The sequence below is a fragment of the Niallia sp. 03133 genome (assembly GCF_052663225.1).
This window is the reverse complement of record NZ_JBQTCY010000012.1, coordinates 13,517-40,209: the sequence shown is the minus strand read 5'-3', so window position 1 is coordinate 40,209 and position 26,693 is coordinate 13,517. Positions and strand designations below refer to the sequence as shown.

The 26,693-nt window shown below is 32.1% G+C and carries 28 protein-coding genes and 2 pseudogenes; 13 read left to right on the top strand and 17 right to left on the bottom strand.

The genetic code is table 11. From position 1 onward, the window contains the following. Positions 1-223: 223 nt before the first annotated feature. A pseudogene (locus ACTYBU_RS16820) lies at positions 224-703 on the bottom strand (Tn3 family transposase); the annotation flags it as partial. 10 nt (positions 704-713) lie between these two features. Between ACTYBU_RS16820 and ACTYBU_RS16815 the strand changes: the two are divergent. Next, the gene (locus ACTYBU_RS16815; RefSeq protein ID WP_445491500.1) at positions 714-857 is read left to right on the top strand and encodes a hypothetical protein; all 144 of its coding nucleotides are present in this window, start codon (positions 714-716) and stop codon (positions 855-857) included. Positions 858-2,137: 1,280 nt separating this feature from the next. Here the strand turns inward: ACTYBU_RS16815 and ACTYBU_RS16810 are convergent. From ACTYBU_RS16810 to ACTYBU_RS16785, 6 genes are all read right to left on the bottom strand, one after another. Beyond that, positions 2,138-2,770: a hypothetical protein gene (locus tag ACTYBU_RS16810; RefSeq protein ID WP_445491499.1), complete on the bottom strand. Its 633-nt coding sequence runs from the start codon at positions 2,768-2,770 to the stop codon at positions 2,138-2,140. Between the two features lie 67 nt (positions 2,771-2,837). Continuing rightward, positions 2,838-3,368: a S8 family peptidase gene (locus ACTYBU_RS16805; protein ID WP_445491498.1), complete on the bottom strand. Its 531-nt coding sequence runs from the start codon at positions 3,366-3,368 to the stop codon at positions 2,838-2,840. Positions 3,369-3,463: 95 nt separating this feature from the next. Beyond that, positions 3,464-3,895, bottom strand: coding sequence for a hypothetical protein (locus tag ACTYBU_RS16800; RefSeq protein ID WP_445491497.1), 432 nt, complete (start codon positions 3,893-3,895; stop codon positions 3,464-3,466). Positions 3,896-4,064: 169 nt separating this feature from the next. After that, positions 4,065-4,259, bottom strand: a complete 195-nt coding sequence (locus ACTYBU_RS16795; protein WP_445491495.1) for a hypothetical protein — start codon at positions 4,257-4,259, stop codon at positions 4,065-4,067. A 15-nt stretch (positions 4,260-4,274) separates the two neighbouring features. Then, on the bottom strand, positions 4,275-4,412 hold the full coding sequence (locus tag ACTYBU_RS16790) for a YvrJ family protein (protein WP_445491494.1): 138 nt from the start codon (positions 4,410-4,412) through the stop codon (positions 4,275-4,277). Then, positions 4,396-4,938 (bottom strand): sigma factor-like helix-turn-helix DNA-binding protein, encoded by a 543-nt coding sequence (locus tag ACTYBU_RS16785; RefSeq protein WP_445491493.1) that lies wholly within the window; start codon positions 4,936-4,938, stop codon positions 4,396-4,398. The genes ACTYBU_RS16790 and ACTYBU_RS16785 overlap by 17 nt, the downstream gene beginning before the upstream one ends. A 642-nt stretch (positions 4,939-5,580) precedes the next feature. Here ACTYBU_RS16785 and ACTYBU_RS16780 point away from each other — a divergent pair. From ACTYBU_RS16780 to ACTYBU_RS16760, 5 genes and pseudogenes are all read left to right on the top strand, one after another. Further along, entirely contained in the window at positions 5,581-6,129 is a 549-nt protein-coding gene (locus ACTYBU_RS16780) for a hypothetical protein (protein ID WP_445491491.1), read from the top strand. A 52-nt stretch (positions 6,130-6,181) separates the two neighbouring features. Then, the gene (locus ACTYBU_RS16775; RefSeq protein ID WP_445491489.1) at positions 6,182-6,325 is read left to right on the top strand and encodes a DUF7695 domain-containing protein; all 144 of its coding nucleotides are present in this window, start codon (positions 6,182-6,184) and stop codon (positions 6,323-6,325) included. Between the two features lie 1,428 nt (positions 6,326-7,753). Continuing rightward, complete coding sequence (locus ACTYBU_RS16770) at positions 7,754-8,074, top strand: PadR family transcriptional regulator (protein ID WP_445491487.1); 321 nt, start codon at positions 7,754-7,756, stop codon at positions 8,072-8,074. Between the two features lie 72 nt (positions 8,075-8,146). Next, positions 8,147-8,488 (top strand): DUF1048 domain-containing protein, encoded by a 342-nt coding sequence (locus ACTYBU_RS16765; RefSeq protein ID WP_445491486.1) that lies wholly within the window; start codon positions 8,147-8,149, stop codon positions 8,486-8,488. Positions 8,489-8,655: 167 nt separating this feature from the next. Next, a pseudogene (locus ACTYBU_RS16760) lies at positions 8,656-8,733 on the top strand (ABC transporter ATP-binding protein); the annotation flags it as partial. A 913-nt stretch (positions 8,734-9,646) separates the two neighbouring features. Here ACTYBU_RS16760 and ACTYBU_RS16755 read toward each other — a convergent pair. From ACTYBU_RS16755 to ACTYBU_RS16740, 4 genes are all read right to left on the bottom strand, one after another. Beyond that, positions 9,647-10,261, bottom strand: a complete 615-nt coding sequence (locus tag ACTYBU_RS16755; protein ID WP_445491484.1) for a YitT family protein — start codon at positions 10,259-10,261, stop codon at positions 9,647-9,649. Between the two features lie 11 nt (positions 10,262-10,272). Then, positions 10,273-11,376: a histidinol-phosphate transaminase gene (gene hisC / locus ACTYBU_RS16750; protein WP_445491482.1), complete on the bottom strand. Its 1,104-nt coding sequence runs from the start codon at positions 11,374-11,376 to the stop codon at positions 10,273-10,275. A gap of 246 nt (positions 11,377-11,622) precedes the next feature. Beyond that, positions 11,623-12,459: a transporter substrate-binding domain-containing protein gene (locus ACTYBU_RS16745; RefSeq protein ID WP_445491481.1), complete on the bottom strand. Its 837-nt coding sequence runs from the start codon at positions 12,457-12,459 to the stop codon at positions 11,623-11,625. Positions 12,460-12,536: 77 nt separating this feature from the next. Next, a complete protein-coding gene (locus ACTYBU_RS16740) occupies positions 12,537-13,913 on the bottom strand; it encodes an amino acid permease (RefSeq protein WP_445491480.1) in 1,377 nt (458 codons plus the stop codon). Positions 13,914-14,662: 749 nt separating this feature from the next. On the opposite strand from ACTYBU_RS16740, the gene ACTYBU_RS16735 reads away from it, so the two are divergent. The 6 genes from ACTYBU_RS16735 to xerS all read left to right on the top strand — a co-directional run bounded on the left by ACTYBU_RS16735 (position 14,663) and on the right by xerS (position 18,833). Next, positions 14,663-15,448 (top strand): RHS repeat-associated core domain-containing protein, encoded by a 786-nt coding sequence (locus ACTYBU_RS16735; RefSeq protein ID WP_445491478.1) that lies wholly within the window; start codon positions 14,663-14,665, stop codon positions 15,446-15,448. A 12-nt stretch (positions 15,449-15,460) separates the two neighbouring features. Beyond that, complete coding sequence (locus tag ACTYBU_RS16730) at positions 15,461-15,877, top strand: WapI family immunity protein (protein WP_445491477.1); 417 nt, start codon at positions 15,461-15,463, stop codon at positions 15,875-15,877. Between the two features lie 38 nt (positions 15,878-15,915). After that, positions 15,916-16,026: a YxiJ family protein gene (locus ACTYBU_RS16725; RefSeq protein WP_445491476.1), complete on the top strand. Its 111-nt coding sequence runs from the start codon at positions 15,916-15,918 to the stop codon at positions 16,024-16,026. 615 nt (positions 16,027-16,641) lie between these two features. Continuing rightward, the gene (locus ACTYBU_RS16720) at positions 16,642-17,361 is read left to right on the top strand and encodes a DUF3800 domain-containing protein (protein ID WP_445491475.1); all 720 of its coding nucleotides are present in this window, start codon (positions 16,642-16,644) and stop codon (positions 17,359-17,361) included. A 111-nt stretch (positions 17,362-17,472) separates the two neighbouring features. Next, positions 17,473-17,610, top strand: coding sequence for a hypothetical protein (locus ACTYBU_RS16715; protein ID WP_445491473.1), 138 nt, complete (start codon positions 17,473-17,475; stop codon positions 17,608-17,610). 113 nt (positions 17,611-17,723) lie between these two features. Then, the gene (gene xerS / locus ACTYBU_RS16710) at positions 17,724-18,833 is read left to right on the top strand and encodes a tyrosine recombinase XerS (protein ID WP_445491472.1); all 1,110 of its coding nucleotides are present in this window, start codon (positions 17,724-17,726) and stop codon (positions 18,831-18,833) included. 916 nt (positions 18,834-19,749) lie between these two features. Here xerS and ACTYBU_RS16705 read toward each other — a convergent pair. The 5 genes from ACTYBU_RS16705 to ACTYBU_RS16685 all read right to left on the bottom strand — a co-directional run bounded on the left by ACTYBU_RS16705 (position 19,750) and on the right by ACTYBU_RS16685 (position 23,995). Further along, entirely contained in the window at positions 19,750-20,322 is a 573-nt protein-coding gene (locus ACTYBU_RS16705) for a DUF6036 family nucleotidyltransferase (protein WP_445491470.1), read from the bottom strand. Between the two features lie 2 nt (positions 20,323-20,324). Beyond that, positions 20,325-20,531: a hypothetical protein gene (locus ACTYBU_RS16700; protein ID WP_445491469.1), complete on the bottom strand. Its 207-nt coding sequence runs from the start codon at positions 20,529-20,531 to the stop codon at positions 20,325-20,327. 722 nt (positions 20,532-21,253) lie between these two features. Next, on the bottom strand, positions 21,254-21,880 hold the full coding sequence (locus ACTYBU_RS16695) for a hypothetical protein (RefSeq protein WP_445491468.1): 627 nt from the start codon (positions 21,878-21,880) through the stop codon (positions 21,254-21,256). Further along, positions 21,855-22,331, bottom strand: coding sequence for a hypothetical protein (locus ACTYBU_RS16690; protein ID WP_445491467.1), 477 nt, complete (start codon positions 22,329-22,331; stop codon positions 21,855-21,857). Before ACTYBU_RS16690 ends, ACTYBU_RS16695 begins: the two co-directional genes overlap by 26 nt. 1,070 nt (positions 22,332-23,401) lie before the next feature. Continuing rightward, complete coding sequence (locus ACTYBU_RS16685) at positions 23,402-23,995, bottom strand: recombinase family protein (RefSeq protein WP_445491466.1); 594 nt, start codon at positions 23,993-23,995, stop codon at positions 23,402-23,404. A gap of 486 nt (positions 23,996-24,481) precedes the next feature. On the opposite strand from ACTYBU_RS16685, the gene ACTYBU_RS16680 reads away from it, so the two are divergent. Then, positions 24,482-25,465, top strand: a complete 984-nt coding sequence (locus ACTYBU_RS16680) for a serine hydrolase domain-containing protein (RefSeq protein ID WP_445491464.1) — start codon at positions 24,482-24,484, stop codon at positions 25,463-25,465. Between the two features lie 286 nt (positions 25,466-25,751). Here ACTYBU_RS16680 and ACTYBU_RS16675 read toward each other — a convergent pair whose 3' ends face one another. Further along, positions 25,752-26,543: a phosphotransferase gene (locus ACTYBU_RS16675; protein ID WP_445491463.1), complete on the bottom strand. Its 792-nt coding sequence runs from the start codon at positions 26,541-26,543 to the stop codon at positions 25,752-25,754. Positions 26,544-26,693: the final 150 nt, after the last annotated feature.

The following is a 26,693-nucleotide window of genomic DNA, read 5'->3' as shown; positions in this document are numbered from 1 at the left end:
ATCATTTATTCATATATGTACTTATTCCAGAATATATCATCATTCTTGGGCGTGAAAAGAGGGTATCCACTTGCCGAAAAATCGACTTATTGGACAGCCCCCATTTTTCTCCCCAAACTACCTTCATAGCATTATTAATCTTTTTTAGGGTTCTGTTGTTCCTCCAGTTGTAGTTGAAGTTTCTCCATCTTTTTTTCATACTCTTTTCTTAGGGAAGATAGGTCATCAATTTCGGAGTCAAATGATGAAATAATCTTGGAGGAATGTGTAAATGCGGAATTGATAACAATTTTTTAATTTTCATTTCCATGGTGTTTACACTTGGTTTGCTAGGAGAGGATAAAAGTTGGCGAAAAGTTAAAATATCGGATTCCCTTTCCTTATGAAACTCATCTTCAAAACCTTCTGCTGATCCCTCATCAGCAAAGGATTCCAGTAACGCATCTAATCGTGAACAAGTGCTAGGAGACAGCTGCTGATAAATTGATTTATACAAATTCTTTTCAAAAATATCAATGGCAGAATCGATCATTCGCTTTAAACTCCCGTTTGTAGGAGGTTCGACTTTCCATTTGCGAAACAGACTATATGCCTGGTTTTTTAAATAGTCAGTATCATGTGTAAAGTGAACTTGTTCATTTAACCAATCTGTCAAAAAATCATTGTCTTTTGCCGTAAGCTCTCTAAAATCGAAGAATTCCCTAAAAACTCGTATGGAACGTCGCGAGTTAGAAAGACAAGCAATAAAAGAAAAAAGAAAAGCTAATGCATGGCGAATTACTGGTTGGGGTGTCCACCTAATTACAGTAGCGCCGAAAATTGCAGAAGCAATTCAATTTTTCAAGGATTTCTTCTAATTAAAAGTTAGGTTCTAAATGTTCGGGCATTTCTTCCTCGTCCAAGGAAGAAATTTACTCGTCAACGTCCAGAGGTGCCAGCCTGAACAGGATGAACCTGACTCTATACGTATATTAGATACATACCCTTTTTAATTACAATTTATTTCTAATATGTTCAAATATCATAATATTTATACGTAAAAAGGCATCCAATGTCCGGTCGGATGCCTTTTTTGTGTGTCAGAATATCTTATTTAGAAACCCTACCTTAAATTCAAAATAAAATATCCTTTAAGTACGTATAAATTGCTCTGTCCAAGAGCTTTGAAAACCGTCAGAAAGTTACCTTGTCCATAGGTAACTACATTAACCATACTTATACTATAGTGAACTCCATTAAATGTGTCAATAAAGAATCGACTTTTGGTGCACTTTACACGTTCAATTTCGGCGCAATTTTTTTGTTCAATTTTGACGCACTTTAACGCTTTGTTTTCGTACATTTTTATTGAGGGGGAAAAACTAAAAGCAAAAATCTAATAGGGGTACCGTCAGGATTTTGACAATTTACAACGATAAGGATCCAAAACACAGTTATATCAAGTTTTATGAAGGTTTGTATCAATAGGGTTTACTCTATTGATAATCCAACTTATAACCGTGGTAAAAGCGTTTCAAACGTCTCATATATATGTCTCAAAATACCTTATCGTTGTTCAATTATACGTTTTTACTTCTCTGAATTGCTTACCGTTGTAAATCCGCATTTTCCTGACTCCACCCCAGATTAAAGATTTAAAGCAGCGTCTTAAGCAGTTTAAGTCCAAGTGCGTTGACTTTATTAAAGAGAACGCTCCAAAAGCATTTGATTTGATGAATTCTCTTGCTCAAAAGTTTAATTTGGTAAAAGACGTAAATAAATCCATTGAGCAGGATAAAGAACATGAAATAAAATTGAAAAGGCGCAGTCGGGATAATGGAATGGAGCTATAAAAAAGCCCCTGTTTTTACAGGGGCTTTTGAATAAAACGCCTTGCAATCGCACTTTATTCGTTCTCTTGCTTTTTACTATCGTCATAGTAATTTAAGAGCAAGCTTTTTTTATGATCAGAACCCTTCATCATGATGTTTGGAGAGATCTGCAAAATAGTATAATCGCAATTACTGATACTAAAAAATACGCTAGTTCCATTTAATGGGTTTATTTCCCAATTGTTAGTAGGGGCCATTATTTTTTTATAAATCTAAAAAATGCCTCTATAAAAGAGGTAATAAGTAAGTTATTAAGTTTTTATACATCATTTTTCATAAATTATATCATTATCGCTCGATAATCCTAAGACAGATTCTATATGGGGGTCGCCACCTATCCTAATCTCTGTGAATGTTTCTTGATCTTTATTTAAAATTAATGCTGAAGTTTTTTTATCTGTATAATTAACATAAACCTTTTGTATTTGTTTATTATTTAAATAGCCAGATGTTATAGACATCTTTTGTTGTATTTCTCCAGGTTTCATTCCTATATAATGAAAAATACTTAATTCTTCTGTATTTATTTTCGCATATTCGATACCAACATATTTATATTTATTACTTTCAATCTTTTGTGCTAAAAATATGCCAATGTATTTTTTTTTATCAATCGTTATTAAAAAAGTTACTATTGATAATAAAGAGTCATCATTATTAACTTCGGTTATTTTCACATTCTCTATTTCTGATATATTATTGGCTTTTTTTATTGAATTTACAAGTAAGTCTTTTAGTGAATTACTTATCAAGTCGTTTTCATCTTCTACTATGAGTCCATTAGAGTTTTTATCATTATTTGTAGTATTTACGTTTTTTTGTTGGCTATTAGAACAGGAAGCTAAAAAAATTAACACTAGAAATAAAATGAAGATAACATTAATTTTACTTTTTCTCATTTTTTCTCCTCTTTTAAAATTCATTTTTACGCAATAAGTTGAACCATTTTAAAATCTACAATAGGTATTAAGGAGCTTTATTATTATTTGAATTCTCACATAATTCTAAGGTTTTCTCAAAATTAATTAAGGAAATACTTCTTGATGTATTTTTCCAGCTACCTGTATAAATACTTGCTCCTTCTTTTATAATATTTTCAATATCTCTAGGCTCATAACCTTTGCATTTTGCCTTTAATAAAATCACTAGGGATGTGACTATTGGAGTTGAAACAGATGTTCCACTGAATTTTTCTATCAAATTCTCTCTTCCGAATGTGTAAATATCTTCTCCTGGAGCAAAAATGTCTACATGTTCATTTACCGTACTTTCATAAAGAATGTCATTCGATAAATTAATGGACGCTACTGAAATTACCCCCGGAATATTAAAGGCAGCAGGATAATAATTTTCATTATCACTATTATTTCCAGCTGAAGCTACGATAGTTATTCCGTTATCAACAGCTTCTTTCACCACCTCATGTAAATCTTGATCATAAATTGGTGTTGCTAAGCTAATATTTAACACATCAACTTCAATATTTACAGAAAACAAGAATTAATTGCTCTAGAAACAATTTTTTTATTGTTTTCTATGTTTATTAAAGGACAATTGGAGGACTCTTTAACAACCGTTTTGAAATCTTTTATTCATTTATTTTTTTTAGATATTAGATAAGGATAGTTTTTATAAAGTAAATAAGTAATACCATTAAAACAAAGTAATGTAATTAGTTGTATGAATGAAAATGCAAGAATAGTTAAGAATAAATCGAAATGAGCTTCACCTGGCGGAAAATCAGTCGCAGTATCTACAGTGAAATAATTAATAATATAAAAAATAAGAATAGAACAAAAGAAACCTATGTATACACTAACCCAATGATGATAAAATTCAATTTTAAATTTACTAAACCAAAGAAATATATTAATAGGTAAGAATATCAAAGTTAAAAATAAAAATTGAAAAATTGGAACTGTAATTTTGTCATTCATTATTGAAAAGTATAAATATTGACTTAAACAAATGATAATAACGTTTATAAATGCTACTATTATGGATGAACGTTTATTTGTATGCATTGTTTAATCCCCCTTTTTAAAATTTAACCTTGATTATATCATTTTTGTATAAAATACATATCTAAAATATATATGTACTTTATTAAGATCAAAATAAAAAGCATTTTACACTCGAAAAAATATCGAGATTTGTAAAATGCTTTTTTTCTATGTTAAAGGGTAGAAAAAATTATTCAAGGTATTCAAATAAACCTGGGATATTGTCTCGGTTTATCTTTTCTCTTTTAAGGGTTTTAATTACAATTTCTTTTAAGTCTTGTTCTAAATCATCACGATTAGCGTAATTAGTTTGATTTAAGCATTTGTTTATTTTAGGAGTGATTTTGTTAATTATATATAAAATATCGTCCTCTCCCAATCGCATATACCATACCTCTTTCTATCTTTTTAATACTGTTGTTAATTCAACTATGGCTGTTTCGAGCTTATCAATTTTTTGTTCAAACCTATATAAAAGATAAACTGTTATAACAATTGGAAAACCAAAATTGCCAATTAATTTAACGATCTCTTCCAAAATAAAAACCCTCCTTTAATTTATTAATGGCTTTATTTTTAGATTTAGTTACAGCTTGTTGGCTAATGTTTAAAATGGCTGCAACTTCATAATCCCTCAATTCTTTGATGTAAATTAAATAAAGTATTTGTTTTTGTCTTGTTGTGAGAAGTTGTAATGATTTATGTAAATTGGGATCAGACAGATAATCTTCTAACTGTGTGTAATATTCTGTAATTCGAAAGGGAGATGGAATCATTTCAGTCATGCTGTTTCCATCTTCCATAGGTTTATCTAAAACAAGCGGAAACCTGTGAGAATTTTCACGAAGGTTTTTATCAAATCTTTGGCTGTAAAAGTAAATTGCTTTAATCAAGTAAGCCACGCATCTTGTTATATATATATGTTTTTTAAATCTTTTATCTAAGGTGTTTTTTATGTCTTCTGTAGGCTTTTCTAAATGTCTTTCATAAAGGTTTTTATTGTCTAGATCAGCAAAAAAATCGTTCAATATTCTATCATTTTCACTTAAATTTTTAATTTTCAATAATATCACCTACTAACATATTATTTTTCATTTTAAAATATTTTTTGGTTAAGGACCTTATAACTAAAAAACCAATCAAAATTATACTTATTTTACTATTATATCGAACATATGTTCTTTTTAAAAGAGAAGAAATGGACTCTATATTTCAAATAAAGAGTCCAATTGACTTAAATAATTTCAAAATATTAACTTCTATATTCTAAAGAACAAAAAAGAGGAATTTTAACAACCAAATTACTTAATTAAATAATATTTAGTTGCTGAAATTGTACCGAGTATTGAAAAGGAAAGTTGATTACATATTTTTAAGTACTTAGTTAAACATATTTATACATATTGAATACCCTTAGTTAACATAATGAGTCCTATCGGCAGCAGCCAAAAAAGAAAAAGGCGGAATTCGTCCCTATTTGTGCAAATTCCGCCTTTTTGCGTTTGGGAAATAACGAAAAAATAGGCTCTATAATCAAAAAGCAAAAATCGTGATTGCTTCGTTTTTCTCCTGGATCCTACTCTTTTATCCAATGGACAAAAAAGACAGTTTATGGTCCGTTTTTACATGGTAGTAGATTGACCATATACAACGATTGTTGTATATTAAAATTAATAAAACAATTGTTGTATAAGGAGGGGTTAACATTGCAATTATATACGGTTCAAGAAGTCTTTGAAATTTTAAAAGAAAATAAAATTACTAGCAATATCGAGTCTGTCCGTCGGTGGTTACGTGAGGGAAGTATCGACGGTATCCCACCGGTTTCCCGAAAAGAAGGATGGAAAGTAACAAAAGAAGCCCTGGATTGCTTTTTAGCAGACCGGCTGCCATCTTCTTTTGCAACAAATGATGTGAAAGAAGATAATGAAATGATTGTTGTATTAAATAAAGAGCAGATTCGAGCAGAAATGTGGATGGAGCTCGCTCAAAAAAATATTTGGGAAGGGTATGTAGAAATAAAAAAAACAAGACTAAATGAATGTATTCAACACCGTCGGTACTCCAAACAGTTAGAAGAACGCGTTTGGGAACGGTGTGTTGCAAATAGTTCATCTTACAAAAAAGCAAGAGTATCTTATCTATTAGAGGCATTTAGTTTCGAAGGAAACCGACTCTTATTAGATCGACGCTTTGAAAGTCTAGAAGAGCAAGTATTATTTGCGATTATTGAATATGTAAGAACAAAAAGTTAAAACACATCATTTGTTGCATTAAATCATTTTATTAGCTATAGGAGGATATATCATGAAAATTATCGTTAACAGAGTTCGCTGTAAAAAATGCAGCAGCATTATTGAATCGAAGCATGCTCATGATTTTCAACGGTTCAGTTGTGGGGCTATTGCTATTGATGGCGGTACGGATTTTCAAAAAGCATTTTCAAGTTAGAAGGAAAAACAAAACAAGAAATAATTGATTACTTGGGAATGGAGGATTGTTGAAAAAGTTAAAGATTCTATTGATCAAGATACAAATAAAGTAGTTTGTTTGATTGAAATTCATAAATCTCATATCGAATAGCTTTTTATTTTTAAAAGGCTTTTTTTAATTTATAGTGAACTTGTTTTTATGAGGTGATAAATTTGAAAAGCGATAAAAAACATATTCCAGTAAGGATTTTGTAAAGAGACTTTCAATAGATCCCCTTCTATGTATGCCCTTTTCGGAAAGCGAAGTCATCTAACCCTACAAAAGGGAGACACCTGCGGGGAAATATTTGTTCGTTGAACAATGGATAACAACATATCGTGGCTGACAGGAATAGGAGAAGCATGTGTACTTTTCCGAAGCCAAGCAGCTAGTGGAAAAAGCAATGTTGCGTAAAATTTGTTCTGCTCTTTACGTAAGACGACCGTTGGTAGAAACCTCTTCAAATCGTTCCGTGAAAATACGTTTAGGACAATTTTCATTATCACAAAACCATTTTCTTGAAAGAAGAACCTAATTTATATTATTTTTGCCGAAAAGATCGAATAAAACGAAAGCAAGGTGTCACAAATGGCTAAATATGACCGTTCAGCTCACATGAAGACCATCCCATAATAAATTACTGAAACGAAAGATTAAGAAATTAGAAGATGATAAAAAACAACTTAGAGAGCAATTAATGGTTGCTTATGTAGAAGTATATAAAAAAAGTTAAGTTTATGGGGCGGGAACGGTGCTCTTCATCTCTGCTTGTTCAACAAACGGGCCATATTCTGGAACAAGCCTTCTCAGACAAATTTGGATATTCGTGTTAAGATTTGGTGTGGGATTTTCCTTTCTATATAGAGGGGGTTTAGTAAAATAAAGAGGATAAGTTTTTTAATAGGGAGAAAATATATTTAGCTTTATTTCTTAGAGGGAGTAAAGCTTTTAATTTATAATAAATCCAGTAAAGACATAAGAGGTATATACTAATGAACAACAAATTTCTAGATCTATTCGGTGAGTTCATAGAAACAGAAGACGGCTTTTTACTTAAAAAAGTTAATGAGCAAGTAGTGAATAAGATAATCGAAAAATAATGGAGGGATAGAATGGCCATATTCATATGTACAGCATCTGGATGGGAATAATCAGTGGTGTATTCATTGTGAAAGAAGCATAGGAGGAAGTAAAAGCTCCATAAAGAAAATCGGCTGTATACAATGGGGATAGCTGGTTTTAAAATATTTAGAAAGTCTAGTTGACACCCTTGCTACTCGGTGTTACAATGTACTTGTAATAAGTAATACTTAATAGCTTGATTTCGGAAAAGCCATTAAGTGAAAATTTACCTCAGTACTAAGTTATACTGAATATAAGTCAGACAAAATAGAGGTGGCTCTAAACATGGAAAATTTAACTGAAATGCTGAAGGGTTCGCTGGAAGGCTGCGTGCTGGAAATCATCAGCCGTCATGAAACCTATGGCTACGAGATTACCCGCCGCCTGAACGAGCTTGGGTTTACCGAAGTCGTGGAAGGGACGGTCTACACCATCCTCGTGCGATTAGAAAAGAAAAAACTGGTGAACTTAGAAAAGAAACCGTCAGATATGGGGCCGCCCCGCAAGTTTTACACACTTAATGAGGCTGGCCGCAAGGAACTTGAATTGTTTTGGAAAAAATGGGATTTTGTATCATCAAAAATTAATGTCTTGAAGTCAACCTAGCTTCATAAGATATTCCGTCCGATATTTTTGGAGTGTCTGGTTCAGCTTTATAAAAAAAGGAGGAAAAATAACATGATGGAAATGTTTAAAAAAATGATTGGTGATAAAAAAGAGTACAAAAAGATGATGGCACGGGTTGAAGCCCTGCCAGAGGACTACCAGTTTGTATTTAAGAAAATTCAAAACTACATGTGGAATTTCTCAGCGGGCAACGGGATGGATATGCTGCACATGCAGTATGAATTAATCGAGTTGTTCGAAGCCGGTGCGGCGGAAGGCAGACAAGTGCTGGAAATCACTGGGGATGACGTGGCGTCCTTTGCTGACGAACTAGTGGCAAACGCTAAAACCTATGTCGCCAAGTATCGTGAAGATTTGAATCAGAGTATTATGAAGCGATTGGGAAAAAAGTGAATTCAATAGATAATACCGACTGAATGGCTGGTTGCAAAAATTGCCACCTTCGTTATTCAGTTATATTTTCATCCCGGTACTAAGTAATACAGATTATCGGTCAGACTAAATAGAAGTGTATAGGCAATCTAGTTTCGCAAGGCGCTTTTTATAAGGAGGAAAAAAGTATGAGCAATGCAGCGATTTCTGTAAAAGGGTTAAAAAAATCTTTTAAAGACATGGAAGTCTTAAAGGGGGTGGATTATGTTCTCAGGGTAACGATTGTCGATATAACATCTTCATGTTATTCAACAATCTCGCAATCGTGAAACAAAAAGTAAAAGGGTGATACATATTATAGGTGACTAATATGTATCACCCTTTAATTTTCATGACTTTTTACAATTTAGGTCTTGAAAAAAATAAAGTTTGATCAAAATCCTGGATCGATTTAAACAGGAATTTTCTTTTTTGCTATTGAAATAGGGGGTATTAAATATATTTCCCAGCATTTATTCTTACAAACATAAATTTTACGCATCCAATACTTTATTCTTAATTACTTATTTTGAAATTAAGGAATTGATTCTCCATTCAGTACAATTTTTCATTCCCCATAACGATAATAAAATAAATTGGTATTAAGAGAAAAAGGGGCGGTGTTATAACTGGTAGAATAAGGTTTTACTAGAAAGACTAGCAGAAATCTCTAAAATTAAACACCATTATCATCTAAAAACCGGCCTTGATAATGGGGAACGTATTAGACAAAAAACAAATCTTCGTAGAAAAACGTTTATTGGTGGTATTTATCTTATAGAAGCTGCTTAATGGTTCTTCTCTTGGAGGAGTAAATATACTTGGTTTGTTTTAAAAAAAAGATTATGTAAGAGGTTAATGACCCTGATAAAAAAAGTAGTAAACGTATAATATTTGGATGTACTGTGGCAGCATAAAGATGAAAATAAAGGATATAAATCAATACAAGTATTAGATAAGAAGCAAGAAACAGTTACCCCTTATATGTAGCCCCAGTGGAAGTGAAGAAAAACCATGGAGTAATTTCCTCTATCAGGTAATTACTCCATGGTTTTTCAACATCTACTTTTAAGGGGTGTAGTTCAAGATATGATAGGGCTTTTTAACTATTTCTACTTCAATTGCTCCTAATGTATTAAGCTAATTCGTTGCATTTTTGAATTTTATTAAATTTACTTTTTCAGAACGATTAGTTGCAGCAATTCTATTTTTATAGTAGCTGATAATACTAGATGTAATCGCAATGGATAGAATGGAACAAAGTCCTTTTAGAAATCCAAAAAAATAAATTCCAGAAATGACAACAATAAAATCAAATAGAAAATTTATTTTGCCAGGATTCCAATTTAGCTTTTTTTGTAAAAATAAGGCTAAAATATTAAATCCGCCAAGGGAAGAACCATTCAAAAACAGAATAGATAAACCAAATCCAATGATGACTCCTCCCATAATGGCCCCTGTTAAAGGGAAAATTGAAAAAGAAGGAATCCACTGATCAATACCAGTTATTAGCGAGAGAATGGTGACAGCTGAAATAGTAGATATCGTAAAATTCCACCCCATTCGAATAAAAGAAAAGATATAAAATGGGATATTAACGATTAAAAATAAAAAGGCAAAAGGCAAATGCATGAGATAGGACAGACTTAATGAAAGTCCAGCAGTTCCGCCTGTTACAAGATGGGAATGTCTTAAAATAAGGACCCCTACACTCACAACCAAGCAGCCTATCAATATATTTAATGTTTTCTTCATTTTTATGCTTCTTACTTATGAGTTGATCCAATAAAATTTTGCAATGCTTTAATAAATTTTTCATTCTCCTGCTGATTTCCAATAGAAACACGTATTGTATGGTCATAACCTAATAAGTGGCCAGATCGAATGATAATTCCTTGCTTTAATAATCCATCAAATATTTCTTTTCCATGCTGCTTTAACTTGATCATTAAGAAGTTGGCATGGGATGGGAAATAGTCTAACCCCATTTTTGTTAATTCATTTTCTAAATACTTCCGGCACTTTGTATTTTCTGCAGCACAATACTCAACAAACCCATCGTCGTCTAAAGATGCTAACGCGGCTGCCTGCCCTATTCGATTTGTATTAAAGGCATCCTTTACTTTTATTAGTTCTTCGATAATAGATGGATGCATAATGCCATAGCCAATGCGCAGGGAAGCTAATCCATAAATTTTTGAAAAAGTGCGAAGAATTACTAGGTTAGGATTCGTTTCAAGAAAAGGAATCGTCTCTAAATATTCCTCATCATTGACATATTCATAGTATGCTTCATCTATGATTAATAAAATATGTTGAGGAATTTTGTTAATAAAATCGATCAATTCAGCTTTTTTTGCAATTGTTCCTGTCGGATTATTGGGGTTACAAACAACAATCATCTTCGTCCTATCTGTAATTGCGTTATACATAGATTTTAAGTCGTGCACACCATCAACTAGTGGAACAAGCACTGGGGTGCCACCTTCAATTAATGTGTTTGTTTCATAACGAGGAAAGGTAACATCAGGCATAATCACTTCATCTTTTACCTCAATATAGCTTCTCGTTAATAAACGAATGATTTCGTCAGATCCGTTGCCAACAATAATTTGATCCCTCTCAACGCCTAGTTTTCCAGCTAATTTTGCAGCTAATGCCGGTGCCATTCCTTCAGGATAAAAATGCGTCTGTTCCATTTCAGAAAGCATCGCTTCCTTTACTAATGTTGAATAGCCATAAGGATTTTCATTGGAAGCTAATTTAATGATGCTTTCGAGTCCTAATTCCCGCTGCACCTCTTCAATAGGCTTTCCAGCAACATATGCATGAATATTCTCAAGATTTTTCCTAGCTGTTATAGTTGTCATCTTTACAATTCCTCCGTTTAGTGAATTCAATTAATTATTTGCTCAATACTCACACTATACATAATAGAATATAAATGACTGATTTTATATACAAAACCGAAGTATATATCCAATGTTTATTATCATATAGAATCATTTTTTATCTTTTTTTATTCATTTTGAAAGATGAAATCCCACAAAAAAAGCAGCCCTCTATTGAAAGAGAACTGCAGCTATATAAAGAAAACCCCATATAAAATTAGTGAATTAATCCATCCATTTTTTCTCTAAGTCATTAAATGTACCTTGGAGCTTATGTTCTTCTACCCAAAGGTTTACCCAATTTTGAAAAGCTAAGTCATCTCGATGCATTAAGTATCCTAAATCAAAAATAGTGAATGGCTTATCTCTTAAAGCAGCATATAAACGCTTGTCGCTTTTTTCATAATTTCTTGCTTCTACACTATCTGTAATCATGACATCGACTTTTCCTTCTGCAACCATTTTGGGGATATCTAAATTGTTATTAACAACTGTAATCTGTGCATTAGATAAATTCGCTCTAACAAATTTTTCATTTGTGCCTCCAGGATTTACACCAATTCGTACAGAAGACTGGTTAATGTCTTTAAGACTTTTAAAACGATCTTTATCTTCATCTCGAATTAAGGGGATTTTTCCATCTGTAAAATAGGCTGGACTCAAATGACCTACCTTCTGTCTTTCAAAATTCCTTGTAATTCCTCCCATAGCTATATCAAATTTATCATCCTGCAGGTCCTTTATTAAGGTCTGCCAAGAAGTTTGTACAAATTCTATTTTAACCCCTAAGTCTTTTGCTAAAAGATTTGCTGCGTCTATATCAAATCCTTCAAATTGTTTGGTTGACGGATTCATATAAGTAAAAGGTTTGTAGTCACCCATTGTTCCGACGCGAATAATCCCTTTATCTAAAATTTCATCTAGACGTGATTGTAAGATTTGGTCATTGCCTTTTGTTTCCTTTTTCTCTGCTGTCTGATTTTCCTTCGCATTTTGAGTACATGCACTTAAACCTAACACAATAATTAATCCCAATAAAATAGATGTTAAAAACTTTTTCATTTTAAACTCCTCTTTTCTTAGTTAGAATAACTTCCAAAAAAATATTTCCTTTTATCACAGTTTATTTTTATAAATAGCTATGCTGCATTATCTTTCTTTTCCGTTTTTGCTAATTCACTATTTTTTCTCCCATAAGCGAAATAAACAACCAAGCCAATCACCATCCAAATCCCAAAGCTAATCCAAGTGGACGCCGGGAGCTGAATAATTAAAAATCCACAAAATAAAACCGATAAAATTGGAACAACTGGTACAAAGGGCACTTTAAAAGGCCTTTTCAGTTCTGGTTGCGTTTTTCTTAAAACTAATATCCCTATAGATACAACGATAAATGCAAATAATGTTCCGATATTAGTCAACTCAGCCAGCTTATTTAATGGAACACAGCCTGCAAAAACAGCTACAATTGCACCAGTAATTACAGTGTTGGCAACCGGTGTTTTTGTTTTTTTATTAACTTTAGATAAAGCTTTTGGCAATAATCCATCACGGCTAATCGAATAAAATAATCTTGTTTGAGCATAAAGCATTACAAGTAAAACCGTTGTGATCCCTACAATAGCTCCTAGAGAAATAAAACCAGCAACCCAATCTTGTTGAATATATTGAAGAGCAAAAGCTACTGGACTTTTTACATTTAGTTCCGTATAAGGGATAATTCCAGTAAGAATTAAACTCACAACAATATAAAGAACGGTACAAACAGCAAGTGAAGAGATGATTCCAATTGGCATATTTCGTTGAGGATTCTTCACTTCTTCTGCTGCTGTTGCTACTGCATCAAACCCTAAATAAGCAAAAAATACGGTAGCAGCTCCAACAGCTACGCCAGAAAAGCCAAACGGCATAAATGGTGTCCAGTTTTCCGGCTGAACATAATTAACCCCTACGAAAATAAACAATAAAATAACACTAACTTTGACAATAACCATAATGCTATTAAATCGGGATGATTTTTTCACTCCACTAATAAGGAGTGTTGTTATAAGAAAAATAATTAAAATAGCTGGCAAATCAATAAATGTCCCATTATTAGGGTTGTAAGCACTCGTTATAGCCGTTGGTAATTGTATACCAAATCCTGATAAAAGTCCTTGAAAATATCCAGACCATCCACTTGCTACCGCTGAAGAAGCCAATCCATATTCTAAAATAAGATCCCAGCCTAATATCCATGCAATCAACTCACCAAATGTGGCATAGCTAAATGTATATGCACTTCCTGATGTAGGTACTGATGAAGCAAATTCAGAATAACAAAGAGCAGCAAATAAACACGCAAGTCCAGATAATATAAAAGAAATAACTAATGCGGGACCAGCATGTAAGGAAGCAGCCACTCCAGTTAATACGAAAATACCGGTTCCAATAGTTGCTCCTATTCCCAACATCGTTAAATCAAATCCACCTAAGTCCTTTTTTAAATGGGATCCTTTATGGTTTGCTTGTGACAATAATAAGTCTATCGATTTTTTTTCGAAAAAGTTTCATCTACTTTCCTCCAGTTAATACTTTATGTTGATTTTCCTGGCTCGCTTTTCAATATAAAAGCTTGCTCCTTTCTTAATAATCTAATAATTTTAAATTTTCTTTCCAATAATATTAAGTTATAAATAGTGTATTTCATATACAAAAAAGAACATAATTCTATTAAAAAATCTTCTTTTCGAATGAAAATAGAATAAAAAATATTCATTTTGAAATTTAGAATTTTCTGGATCTTATAATCGACCTAAATATTTACATACTAACCAGTTATAGCTATAAAAATGTTCAAGTTATTCATAAAAGCTGCAAAGAATGCAGGGGGTGGCCATCGAAGAAGAAATAATAGATGATGAGGGGAAATATTTAATGTTTGATTTCAAGAACTGATTTTGTTGATTACGTTAAAAAAAAGTAACAGATCTTTTAATAGAGTTGGCAGAAAAGCATGACACAGAATATGATGGTTGGGAAACGATTGTCATTAATTACGGAAAAAGAAGAATCATTCTTAGTCTGGACTTTCATCAGCATCCTAATCGTAGGATTAACGGTATATCTAAGTTTCAACCTATAAAGATATATATAATTCAAAATGAAGAATAGTAGAAAAGAAGCCAATTTTTTTAGCTTGGCTTCTTTTCTATAAATATGCAACAAAATCCCAGTACAAAAATATCGCTACTACCAATGGAATGAAGCTGGAAAAGTAGTTGGAATGGTTGTAAAAGATAAAAATGCATCCGGAGCATGGCAAACCAAGACCTACTATTTTTGGACAAACCAACGCGGTGATGTGACAAGTATTGTTGATAGTACAGGAGTAGAAGTAGGATCCTACACATACGATGCATACGGGAATGTCTTAAGTGAAAATAGTACGATTGCGAAAGAGAATTCTATTCGATATGCTAGTTATTATTATGATCAGGAAACCAAGCATTATTATTTAAAAGCAAGATATTACGATCCTCTAAATGGTAATTTCTTAGCGTTAGACCCTCATCCTGGTGATGACGATGATCCAATTTCTCAGAATGGATATATGTATGCAGGAAATAATCCGGTGTTACAGGTAGATCCGGATGGTGATTTCTTTTGGCTTGCTGTAAACTTAGGAGTCTCCGCATATTATGGTTATAAAGCTTATAAAAAAGGTGGTTGGAAGGCTGCGGCAGTAGCGGCAGGAGTAGGATTAGTTGGTGGGGCTGCATTTAAGGCAGGAAGAGTTGCTTATAGAGCTTATAAAGCTAGAAAGGTTTACAAAATAGCAAAAAGTATGAAATTTGATTCAACTGCAAACAGGCATATGGGAGAAACAGGTAGGTATGTTCCTAGATATCTTCAAGCGAGGGCTATTGTTTATGGTAAAAAAACGAAAGATGGGGCAAAAGGGTATTCAAAGTATACAACTAATATGTATAAAAACAACAAAAAATATAAATTAGAAGTTGTTTATAACAAAAAAAGAAAAGCCGTTAGACACTTTTTATATCGAAGATAAGGAGCTATTCTAGTGAAAATATTTAAAATTGCATATTCTGACTGGTTTTGTGAAATAGAATTAATCAATTTTTATGAAGCGGATGAGTTTGACTTAGGTTATGAATTCGAAGCCGCTTTAAATATTAAATGTAAAGGGTATTCAGCAAAGACTAATAGTTTTTATTTTACTAACAAAGATATTTATGACTTTTATAAAAGTATAAAAAGACTATCGAAAGATCAAGAGGAAAATCTGGTTTTTAAATCCATGTCAGATGAAGTAGTATTAAGGTTTAATAAAATTAATAATGGTTTCGATTTTATTGTTAATTATAAAAAGTTGGAAGATGAAGATCAATTATCTACTTACATTAACTGTGATTATTCTACCTTAGACTACCTTATAAAAGATTTAGATACTTTCTTTTTATCTTTTCATTATAATTAAATATTTCTAAAGCCCCTAAATGAACAGATTTTTTCACATTGTTTCCTTATTATCAAAATTTAAAGGAACATTTACAAAAGTACCTTGATTTTGCAAGAGAATTAAATGCTCATGAAAAAATAAGAGAATTACTACTAGAAATTAAGTAGGGTTCCTAACATGGTATCTATAGGGTACTCTTTGATAAAAAGTGAAAAACTAAAAGAGGAAGCGAAAACAGCTTTCTTTTTTAGTTTAATCTAAGACTATTCTTATAAGACTAATTTAAAGCAACGGCTTTTAAGTTTGCGTTAAATTCTAATTTAACGAAGATAATAATAAACGCCAATAAGGAACAAAAGAGATGTGGTACAATTGTTTTCTGAACTTTAGAGGTTATTACATACTATTCGTATAATACCTCTTTTACGAATAATTATATATAGACGTATCAAACGTATGTTTGGTATAATAAAACAAAGAGCATTCCATATTACGGAACACTCTTCTGAAAAGTCGATTAATTTTCAGACACTCACATGAGTGCGTACTTATAATCCATCAATAAATTCGGTCGCTCACATGAACGCGTAGTTATTTAATACATACTATTAGAATAAAAAAATAGCTCAGCCCCACAAGATCGGTAGCGGGGAAAAGCTATTTTTAACCCAATGTTACCAGCTCTACAAAATCGGTAGCAGAGAAAGTAACACTATTAATTTATGATGTAATTATACCATTTATACATCATAAGTCAATAATAGTGTACGAAGGAGTGGACGATGAATTATTTAATATACTTTGATGGGTCCAATAAAATCGATCAGTTTAATAAAGAGTTTTCATACTATGGAGCATATAGTGGTACTGATAAAGATTTAGCTAAACTGGTTAAACAAATTAGGAAAATCTTTTTGAATTGTAATTCTAGTAGTGAGCTCCACTTCCGTGAATATAAAAAGGACTACCATTTAAAAAAGTATCTGCAAACGTTACATAAAGTTATAAACGAAAATATTAGAATAAATATATTAATTGTTAATAATGAGGATGCTTTTTCCTCTGCAGATAAAATTGGTTTATCTGCAACGGAACTAAGAAATCTTTTCTATATAAAAATACCAGAAAGATTGTTTTATGGACTAACGAGGGACCTATCACATATCGGAAATAATACAGATCTAGTTCAAGTTAAGATAAAAATTGATAGTAATGATGAATATGATAAATTATTTCTAAATGAAAAGATCATTGAACAAATGAATGCGCACTCTGCATATAGAAATAAAAATTATCGTGTCACTAAAGTTATTTCTCAGGATTCCAAAAAATCTATTCCCTTACAAATTGTAGACACTTTTATGGGCATCGTCGTTTTTTTACTCGAAGAAAGCTATCTAGAAAATACTGATAGATCAATAGTTAAAAGTGATTTGATTTATCGTTTTTTTTCTGAAGGAAATAATATCAATCGTTTTCAACATCAAATTCGATTATTTTAATGGACTGGTAATGAAGAACTAACCCAAATAAATATTGCAGAATACCTCTCCCCTTTTATGCTATATAAAACAAAATACGATGTAGATGAAATAACTAGAATTCAAAAAGTATTGGTAGAGTATCCTGGTATTTCCACAAAAGATTTAAGAGTCATGCTGCAATACCCTAATACAAGGTTAAGGCAGTTACTAGGTTATAAAGATCAAATTAATGGTCTTGGAAGAAATACATATTTATTAAAAGATTAAAATACTAATTTCAGATGTTAAGTTTACTATAAAAAAATTATGTTAACAAGTGTTCGTAAAAATTGTATTATACGAACATTTGTTCTTAATAGAGAACAAAGAGGTGAAATCTATTGGCCATTACAAAGCAGCATGAATATTATCAGAAACGGTTAGAAGAACTTTTGAAAGAAATGCCTTTTTACGTTGTTCAGTATGTGGATGATAAACTGGACATCCGTTCTCCTCTTACACTATTTAACTATGTAAGGGATTTTAAAGAGTTTTTCGAATGGCTTTTAAGCGAACAGATTGTTAGCTGTTCTACGATAAAAGAAATTCCTGTTGAGGCTTTGGGCTCCCTTCCCTTATCTGATGCACAAAATTACTTTAAACATATCGCAAGAAAAAAATATAAAGCTTCGGAAAAAGATGATGAAATCAAGCAAATTAGCCCCAAAACCGTTAATCGGCACAAGTCTTCCCTTCGTTCCCTTTTCAATTACTTAACGATTGAAGCGGAAATTCATGCTGGCGAGCCATACTTTCACCGGAATGTGATGAAAAAGATTCCGATTAAAAAGGTTTCGGAAACCTTTAATGAACGAGCAAAAAAGATTACAGAAAAAATATTTATTGATGATCACGATGTAGAATTTTTAGACTATATCGAGCAACACTATGAAGCTTCCCTATCCCCTGCTGAACTCCGGTATTATAAGCGGGATAAAGAAAGGAATTTTGCGATATTATCCCTATTTTTAGGCAGTGGAATGCGGGTAAATGAGTTAACGTCTTTACGATTAAAAGATTTAGATGTAACCTCCAGTGAGGTTAGCGTTATTCGGAAAGGCGGAAAAAAGGATACTGTTTCGGTTACCCCCTCTTCCCTTCAGGATGTTGTAGAATATTTACAAGTTCGAAAAGAAAAATATAAAGCTGGTGACAGCGAAAATGAATTTGTTTTTGTCAAATTATATAGAGGAAAAACAGAACCTTTAACAAATAGAGCAGTGGAGGATATTGTTTATAAATATACGAAGTCTTTTGATAAACGAATGTCACCTCATAAATTAAGACATACGTATGCTACGAATTTGGCCGAACAAACGGGCGGAGATATCCCACTAATCATGAATCAATTAGGGCATACTCAATCCGATATATCGCTTCTCTACATCAATACAACAAGAGAAAAAGCGAAATTAGCTGCTGAAAAGTTGGATAAACGAAGGAATAAATAAGTGAAAGAAAGAAGAACTTTTATTTGAAATAGGATTATGATAATATTTATTTGATTATCATCCTCTAATTAAGATAAAAATAAACCTTTTATAATAATTAATTATTGATTGTTAACCTTATAAAAAAAGTATATAAGAGAAACGCCTAATAATTCCTCTGCTATTGAAAAAGCGAGTAAACACGGATGGAAATCCAGTTTACTCGCTAAAATCCCTACTTCTTTTTAAATGATAATATAATAAGGATTATCGCTAATAAAACCAAAACATAAATTGGTGGTAGCCATATATGATAAATTGAACCTGGATCACCCTTCTCAAATCCAGTATTAATACTTATATATCTTAAACTAAGACTTACTGGATTATCAGCTTCAACAGAAAACTTTGATAGATATACAGTTTTCTTTGAAATTTTTACTATCAAATAAATGAGCCCTGAGAATAAAAGGAGATTTGCAACAAGTAGTTTCTTCAAAGTAGATCAACAACCCTTTTTCATTCTAACATCTTACCATTCATTATTGACTACCACAACCTACCACTATCAGATGCAGCGACAAATTATTCTTTATATTTAGTTGGAACACCATCAAGATATCTTTCTGGTGTTCCAAAATATAACTCTTATACAAACTTTTTTATCAGTAGATACAGTACCGGCACTTTCAGGAATAGTTATCCACTGTAAAGATTTAATCCTATAAGAAAGGGGAGATTTAGAAAAGCGATAGGCTACTCGAGAGCTTTTGAAAAGATCTCTTTCATATGCTTATTACACTTATTGAAATTAATCAAACGTTTGTTTAAATCACACTAGGTATTTTCCATTAGTTTTTAAACATGCTAATAATAACTTTGATGGATACAAAAATAAAGAACTCTTTGAAGGAAGATTATTAAAAATTTACAACGACTAATGTATATCTCTTTGTAATTGATCAATCCAGTTGTTTATTTCATCTAATTCTATTTTTGTTTCTGTATTTTGTCTTAAATACTCTAAATCTACTTCTTCAAAATGTAGAACTAATAATCTAAATCCCCATATTGTGTCTTGTTCAGAATTCCAATGAACCGCTGCTTTTAATCTATCCAGTATTATATCTTCAACTGAAATTAGATAAACATAATTTTCATTATCTATATCTACTTTAGCTACCTTATCGTAACTACCAGCTAAGTCATTATCTGGTATTTCTACAGCAATTTCAATTCCAGAATGGTAATAATTTTTACCTTCTTTTTTGAAATCCAAAGAAAAAAGAACATCCTCAATAATTTGATGTCCATCTGATACAAAATCTATATCCCTTGTGACATAATCATTTTGAGTGTATATCTCTACTGATAATCCACCTACGATGATTGGTTTAATGTTATATTTATCTAAAAGTTGTGTAATAATGGAAGCTGTGTGTATCATTGCGTCGTACTTTTCAAAACTTTCTATTTCTTTTAGTCTATATTTAGCTTGTTCAATGTTCATGGTTATTTTCTAGAGAACATGGAAAGAATTTTAGCCTCATCTGGATCCCTAGGTCTCATTCTACCTTGATTCATGTTTTTACGTTGTATTTCTTTGTTAAAAGTTTCAATTGAGTTTTTACGTACATTCGCATTGATCTTAGCTCTATTTGCAATATCCTTTAAAGAAACTGTGATCATACCGATATCACCCTTTTTTCTTTGTTTCATAATAATACCTCAATTGTTTTTAAGATATTATTTCCTTATCTTATAAAAATTATACCACATAAGTCTTTATAGGGAACATTAGAAAGTTTAATGTATACTGCTTATTTCATTTTTTATCAAGACCTAAAATAAAAAAAGCTTATTAGTAAAGGATTAATATATTAGTCATGTATAATATGTGAAAAAGAACCAATATTGATACTTACAGATGTTCCCGCCCCCATTTTGAACAACAGATATATTGCCGCTACTCATTAAATGAAAAAATAGGGGACATCCCATACTTACAAGATGAGGATGAAAATTGGAACAGAGCCGATTAAAAGCTATGTTTTTTTTCGTATGTCTCAAGCAATAACATGAGTATAAATATCCCTTTATTTTGCTATGGAGAAAAAAAGGGTGTCTGCAGCAATCCATTTACGATTAAGAACGATGCCAAAATATCCACAGGTAAAGACTTATCTGGTATGGAGCGACTCCTTTATTTCCTGTAAAAGAAAGAGTTATTCAAATGCTGCGAAGGGAAGAAACTACAATAAACGGCTATTCTATTCTATTTTAAGGACTAACAGCACATCGAATTTATTATTTTTCCAAAGGGAAATGATCAAACTTTATTTCAAAGCAACAAATGAAATAGTATTTCACCAAGTGCAACCCATTTACTAAAAAAAGAAAAAAGTGGACCACCTAAGTTGGTTCATATTTGATGAATGAAGCTAGTTTTTCAGACTTTGAACAATGGAAGATTGGATTTTTGTAGAATTCCCCTGCTGAGCAGTGGAAGAGATGAAATCTAAATAGATAATGGAAATTAATTCTTCTACTGAAACGGATACCCCACTTAAATAAGGTTCCAAATCAAATAGAAGAACTTCTCCTCGAAGGATTACTTTTTCTTTCATACGCATTTCAATATAAGCACTCTTTTCTTCTCTTTTTGATTCCAATTCTGTTTCCGGCTCTTCCACTGTTTCTAATTTCAGAATGTAATTAGTGATTGGCTTTAATACTCTTTTTTCCTTTTTCTTAAAGTACTTTGTTTTTCCCTTCTTCAAATAAGCAGCTACTTCTTCATTTTTAACTCCCTTTTTTACTTGATCCATAAAGTCTGTATAGAGCATATGAATTAAAAAAGCTACGTCAAACTGGTATGGGACATCCTCTTCATAATTATCGCGAAGATCTTCGATAAAGATTTTTCCTCGTAAATACGCATAATAAGGAATTTTGAGGGTGATGTATTTTCTTTCCGTGAATAAAGAATGAAGGAACCCCTTGCTTTGCGAATTTTCATTTCCTAATTTCCCTTGAAGCAGATTAAAGCTGCTTAATGACTTTTTCAATGTTCCCTTCCCCCTCCAGCCAAGTTAATACAGAACTTATAATGTAATAAACAATTTTTCGGTCCGATCCATTCTTCCGCACGGATAAGCCATGTGGCCCGCCAATTTCCTCGTATTCACTTTCTAAAATATTTGTATGCATATATTGTTTCGTATCCGAGTAGGGCTTGTCCCATGAAATTATCTCTAAATGCAGCAAGCCAAATCGAAGAATAGCGGTATTAAATTTCGTTTGGGTGATAGGATCCTTCCTGACATCCGCATGTATTCTGTTTACTTGTTTACATAATGACTTTAATTTCATTTGTTCTATTTTATTAACTGGGAACTTGATATTATGCGTTTTATCGGAACTGATTTTCCTAGGAGGCTTACTGGGTGGCAATGTTTTTTTAGGCGCTTCTTCTTTTATTATTTTCTGTTCATTAAATAACGGATTGATATAGGTCACTATAGATCCTCTCCTCCATTCTTTTCACAGGGTTACTTTTCCGTTTTTCCACTTCTACTAGATATATAGTAATGTAGGACAAGTTTTAGAACCATTTTGTAAAAATTTTATAGGATCTTTTTTGATCGTTTCAAAAGAATGGGAAAGAGTTTTAATGTAGAAGAGTGATTGAAGTATTCTGAGGCGGTTTCATAATATTCATTTTCAATTTGGCCACTATAACAAAATAAATATAAATAGTTTATTTGAAAAACACCTAATAAATTCAATTAAATATCATTAGATATCTGCACTTAATAATTTATTATTATTATCAAAACAGGCATGTATTAAATGGTCTCCACTCAACAAAATTATTACAGTATAGACAATTACATACCTCAATGCCTTTTTCATAGAAGTCTCGTGTCTTTTCCATATCAATCTCTAATAACCAATTCCCTATCGTAATTTGTTTCAGGATGAAAATACCTATCTCCATATACTAGTTTATTCTTTAATTAGTTTAACAAGTCCTTCTTGGACTAAGCAGCACCGTTAGTTTAAGTTAATGTTTTCCTATATAAAATTATAAATGCAACAAAATCTGAATTAGAAAAAAACAATTATATATATTTATGTTTTTTCTTCACTTTTTAAAGTATATCCCTCCCTTCCTCCTAACCTTATCTCTTTACTTTAGGGCACCCTATTGCAGGGTCACTTTTCCTCTTTTCCAAACTTCCAACACTGTTAGAAAAGAGGAGGAGATTATTATGCTTTATTTAATTTATATTCCTAAAAGATCTGGGGAGAGAATGGGGATTGTAAAATGGGAAAAACTGCTACAAATTGCAAATGTCTAAGAAGAACAGAGTAAAACTGGTTAGGGTAAAAATTATGTAGTGGGATTTCTTAAAAGTATTTGGTTCTCATTGCACTTTTGAATAGTTTCTTTAATGTATATTTTAATAAATATGCAACCTAGTAGGGGTAGCGTCAGGAAAATACGGATTTACAACGCTAAGGAAATACAACATATAAAAAAGCCTAATTTCAAGCAACAATGACGAGAATTCAGGCTTTAATTATTAGTGTGTAGATGTAGGAAGCTCACTTTTCTGCTTCTTATACTCTCTCCACCGGCGATAAAAAGTGGCTTCACTTATATTGGTGATTTTACAGATTTCCTTTATTGGTTTGTTGGTGGTCTCATGTAACTCCATTGCGTGTCTGACGCCTTCATGTTTTAAAGTGAATCTCTGTTTTTTGCCTTTGTAGGTTCCTTTCCTTTTCGCAATCGCAATGCCAGCTTGTTGTTTTTCTTTAATCATCGTGCGATCTAGCTCACTAAATGCAGACATAACCGTTAGAATGAATTTTCCGGAAGGCGTTCTCGTATCAATCCCGAGATTCAATATCACTAAATGAATGCCACGTCCTTCTAACTCTTCAATGAGCTCTAACAATTGCTTTGTATTTCTCCCGAGACGGTCCATCCTTGTAACGATGAGTGTATCCCCTTTAACCAATCGATTCAGTAGTTGTTGTAATTCCTCTTTTTTATTTTGTACGCCTGACACTTTTTCATGAACAATTTGATCTACGTTTGCATTTCGCAATTGTTCAATCTGAGAATCCAAATTTTGATCAAAAGATGAGACACGTGCATAACCAAAAATCATAATATCCCTCCCAAAACAGTAAATCAAAAGACAAGTGTATATGGCAGTTCAATAATACAGTAAAATCAATACGTAAGTAAACTATCAATAGGGTATACTCTATTGATAAGTACCAGCGAAGCTGTCATCGCCCGCAAAAAGAAGATGTTTCCTACAATAATTTGTCTCAAAAATGCTTGAAGTAGATATTGTTACAAGAAATTTATGTGACAGTATTTTGTTACACCGTTTTTTAGTCATTTAATAGCCAATTTGTACAGAGGGATAGTCGTAACTAAATAGACGAGTTTTGGAACATAAAGAGTTTATGAAATTTTCAATAGTTCTTTTAGCAACATAAATACAGAGAATCTGAAGTAATTTTTCCACATTGTTATTTATTTGTAAAAAAAGATTTGAAAATAATTTTATAATAAATTACTATTTATTACATCAATATTGATCAATCATTTTAACGAAAGGAATGGATTGATATATTTGACGTCGATGTGTGAATACGAAAAGGTGAGAATGAATAATAATCCTATTTCTAACTTTGAAGATTTAATAAAAAAAGAATATTCCAATATAGCAGGCATTGCTATTAGAAAAGATGAAAGTTTGATTTATGAAAAATATTTTGATGGGTACACCAAAGATGATGTATTGCATATTGCATCTGTAACAAAAAGTATAATATCAGTTCTTATTGGTATTGCAATAGATAAAGGATATATTAAAAATATAGAACTGAAAGTATTAGAATTTTTTCCGGATTACACAGTTAGACGTGGCGAAAAAACAATACAAAATGTCACCATGAAAAATTTGATGACAATGACTGCACCATATAAATACAAGTCAGAGCCATATACAAAGATTTATTCAAGTGATGACTGGGTAAAAGCTACATTGGATTTGCTAGGGGGAAAAGGCGGTATTGGAGAGTTTAAATATTCTACCGTTGGCACACATATTTTATCAGGTGTTCTTACAAATGCAACTGGTCAATCTGTGATTGATTTCGCTACAGAGAGCTTGTTTAAACCTCTTGAAATCAAAGCTCCTAATAATGCATTTATACAAAATAAAGAAGAACATTTCGCTTTTCTTAAGGATAAATATGTAACTGGTTGGGTAGTAGACCCTAAAGGTGTAAATACTGCTGGTTGGGGGCTTACTTTAACGCCACGGGATATGGCAAAAATAGGTCAGTTATATTTAAGTGGCGGTGTATGGAACGGTAATCAAATTCTATCTTCCAAATGGATAGAGGACAGCACAAAGGAAAAAAGTCAATGGGGAGAGTTGTCATATGGTTACTTGTGGTGGATTGTTGATGATTGCTATGCAGCTTTGGGTGATGGTGGAAATGTAATTTTCATAAACCCTAAAAAGGAAATGGTAGTTACTATTGCTTCTCACTTTATGCCACGTGCCAAGGACAGAATTGAATCGATTAGAAAGCATATTATGCCATTGTTCGAATAGAGTCAAAAGATTGTGAAAGTTTCTACTCAAACTATCGGGTGCCGTTAGCTTAACAAGACAAACAAAAAAGTCGATTCCTTAGAATACAGGAATCCGACTTTTTTAGGTTAAAATTCCCTTAGCGTACAAAATTTCCGTAATTTTGGCGGTACACCATCGCCATCAAGCTAAAAGTTTGTATCCCCCCAAGAACGAAATTTCAGACTTGCTTATAACGAAAGAAACTTATTTTATCGTTTTGGGGCTCGGCCGCACAAGCACCCGTTAGTTCAACAAAAACCTACCCTTAAATCCACTCTTTTCCATGTTCACGAATGAATTTAATATCGTTTTGATAATGTTCAAGATGCCCTTCATCTATCATCTTTTGAAAAGCAATGTCACTTTCACTGGCTTTTCCTGTAATTGTTTTACATAACCCTTCTAATCGCAGCAATACCATTTCCAAATAATCTTCTTCTATTCCCACACCGTAAGATTCAAAAAACAATCTAACTCTTTGTTTTATACGGTTAGCATGCTGTAATGAATTATAATAAACTTTCTCACCTATTTCAGAAAGATAAAATCTACTTAAGGGGACGCAAGTATAAAGAGTATAAGCTATGTCCCAAAGTCTTGGACCAGGTCCAGCAACATCAAAATCAATAATACCTATTGGTCTTTCATGATTAAAAATAATGTTGTATATTGCAAAATCATTATGGCATAGTACCTCAAATTGTTGGGGGGTGTTATCTATCGATTGCCAGCTATCATCAAATGAAAAATCACTCACAGAATCATGATAAAGACGGAGCATTTTCGCTATTTCTACTAAGAGATCTTCAGACCACATGTATTCTTTTAAAGGATAATTACCAGCTTCTCCTTCAATAAATGATAATAGCTCTCTTCCTTTTTCATCAATACCTAAAAACTTTGGTGCATAACTGAAACCTTTGTTCTCCAAATGCTTTAATAGCTTATGAATTTTGGGACTATCCGGCTTTAATTCTCGTCGCACAGTATCTACCGAACGATAAACGTTAGAGACATTCCCTCCTGTTAGCATTTCTTCGTTTTCATGGTTTGACATCTAAATATTCCTCCCTAATATGACTTTCTATAAACCGTAAAACAAATCCTGTTTGTTCAACTAACCTGCCTGTATGAAGAAGAACAGTACCATAAACGTTCATTTTTTGTTCTTTGTATCAACTATTCATACTTAAAATAGTATCAATAT

Coding starts and splice junctions, on each gene's coding strand:
- ACTYBU_RS16815 (WP_445491500.1), top strand. CDS start 714: ATGGAACGTCGCGAGTTAGAAAGACAAGCAATAAAAGAAAAAAGAAAA.
- ACTYBU_RS16810 (WP_445491499.1), bottom strand. CDS start 2,770: ATGAGAAAAAGTAAAATTAATGTTATCTTCATTTTATTTCTAGTGTTA.
- ACTYBU_RS16800 (WP_445491497.1), bottom strand. CDS start 3,895: ATGCATACAAATAAACGTTCATCCATAATAGTAGCATTTATAAACGTT.
- ACTYBU_RS16795 (WP_445491495.1), bottom strand. CDS start 4,259: ATGCGATTGGGAGAGGACGATATTTTATATATAATTAACAAAATCACT.
- ACTYBU_RS16775 (WP_445491489.1), top strand. CDS start 6,182: ATGAAAATTATCGTTAACAGAGTTCGCTGTAAAAAATGCAGCAGCATT.
- ACTYBU_RS16770 (WP_445491487.1), top strand. CDS start 7,754: ATGGAAAATTTAACTGAAATGCTGAAGGGTTCGCTGGAAGGCTGCGTG.
- ACTYBU_RS16765 (WP_445491486.1), top strand. CDS start 8,147: ATGATGGAAATGTTTAAAAAAATGATTGGTGATAAAAAAGAGTACAAA.
- ACTYBU_RS16755 (WP_445491484.1), bottom strand. CDS start 10,261: ATGAAGAAAACATTAAATATATTGATAGGCTGCTTGGTTGTGAGTGTA.
- hisC (WP_445491482.1), bottom strand. CDS start 11,376: ATGACAACTATAACAGCTAGGAAAAATCTTGAGAATATTCATGCATAT.
- ACTYBU_RS16745 (WP_445491481.1), bottom strand. CDS start 12,459: ATGAAAAAGTTTTTAACATCTATTTTATTGGGATTAATTATTGTGTTA.
- ACTYBU_RS16735 (WP_445491478.1), top strand. CDS start 14,663: ATGGTTGTAAAAGATAAAAATGCATCCGGAGCATGGCAAACCAAGACC.
- ACTYBU_RS16720 (WP_445491475.1), top strand. CDS start 16,642: ATGAATTATTTAATATACTTTGATGGGTCCAATAAAATCGATCAGTTT.
- ACTYBU_RS16705 (WP_445491470.1), bottom strand. CDS start 20,322: ATGAACATTGAACAAGCTAAATATAGACTAAAAGAAATAGAAAGTTTT.
- ACTYBU_RS16700 (WP_445491469.1), bottom strand. CDS start 20,531: ATGAAACAAAGAAAAAAGGGTGATATCGGTATGATCACAGTTTCTTTA.
- ACTYBU_RS16685 (WP_445491466.1), bottom strand. CDS start 23,995: ATGATTTTTGGTTATGCACGTGTCTCATCTTTTGATCAAAATTTGGAT.
- ACTYBU_RS16680 (WP_445491464.1), top strand. CDS start 24,482: ATGTGTGAATACGAAAAGGTGAGAATGAATAATAATCCTATTTCTAAC.
- ACTYBU_RS16675 (WP_445491463.1), bottom strand. CDS start 26,543: ATGTCAAACCATGAAAACGAAGAAATGCTAACAGGAGGGAATGTCTCT.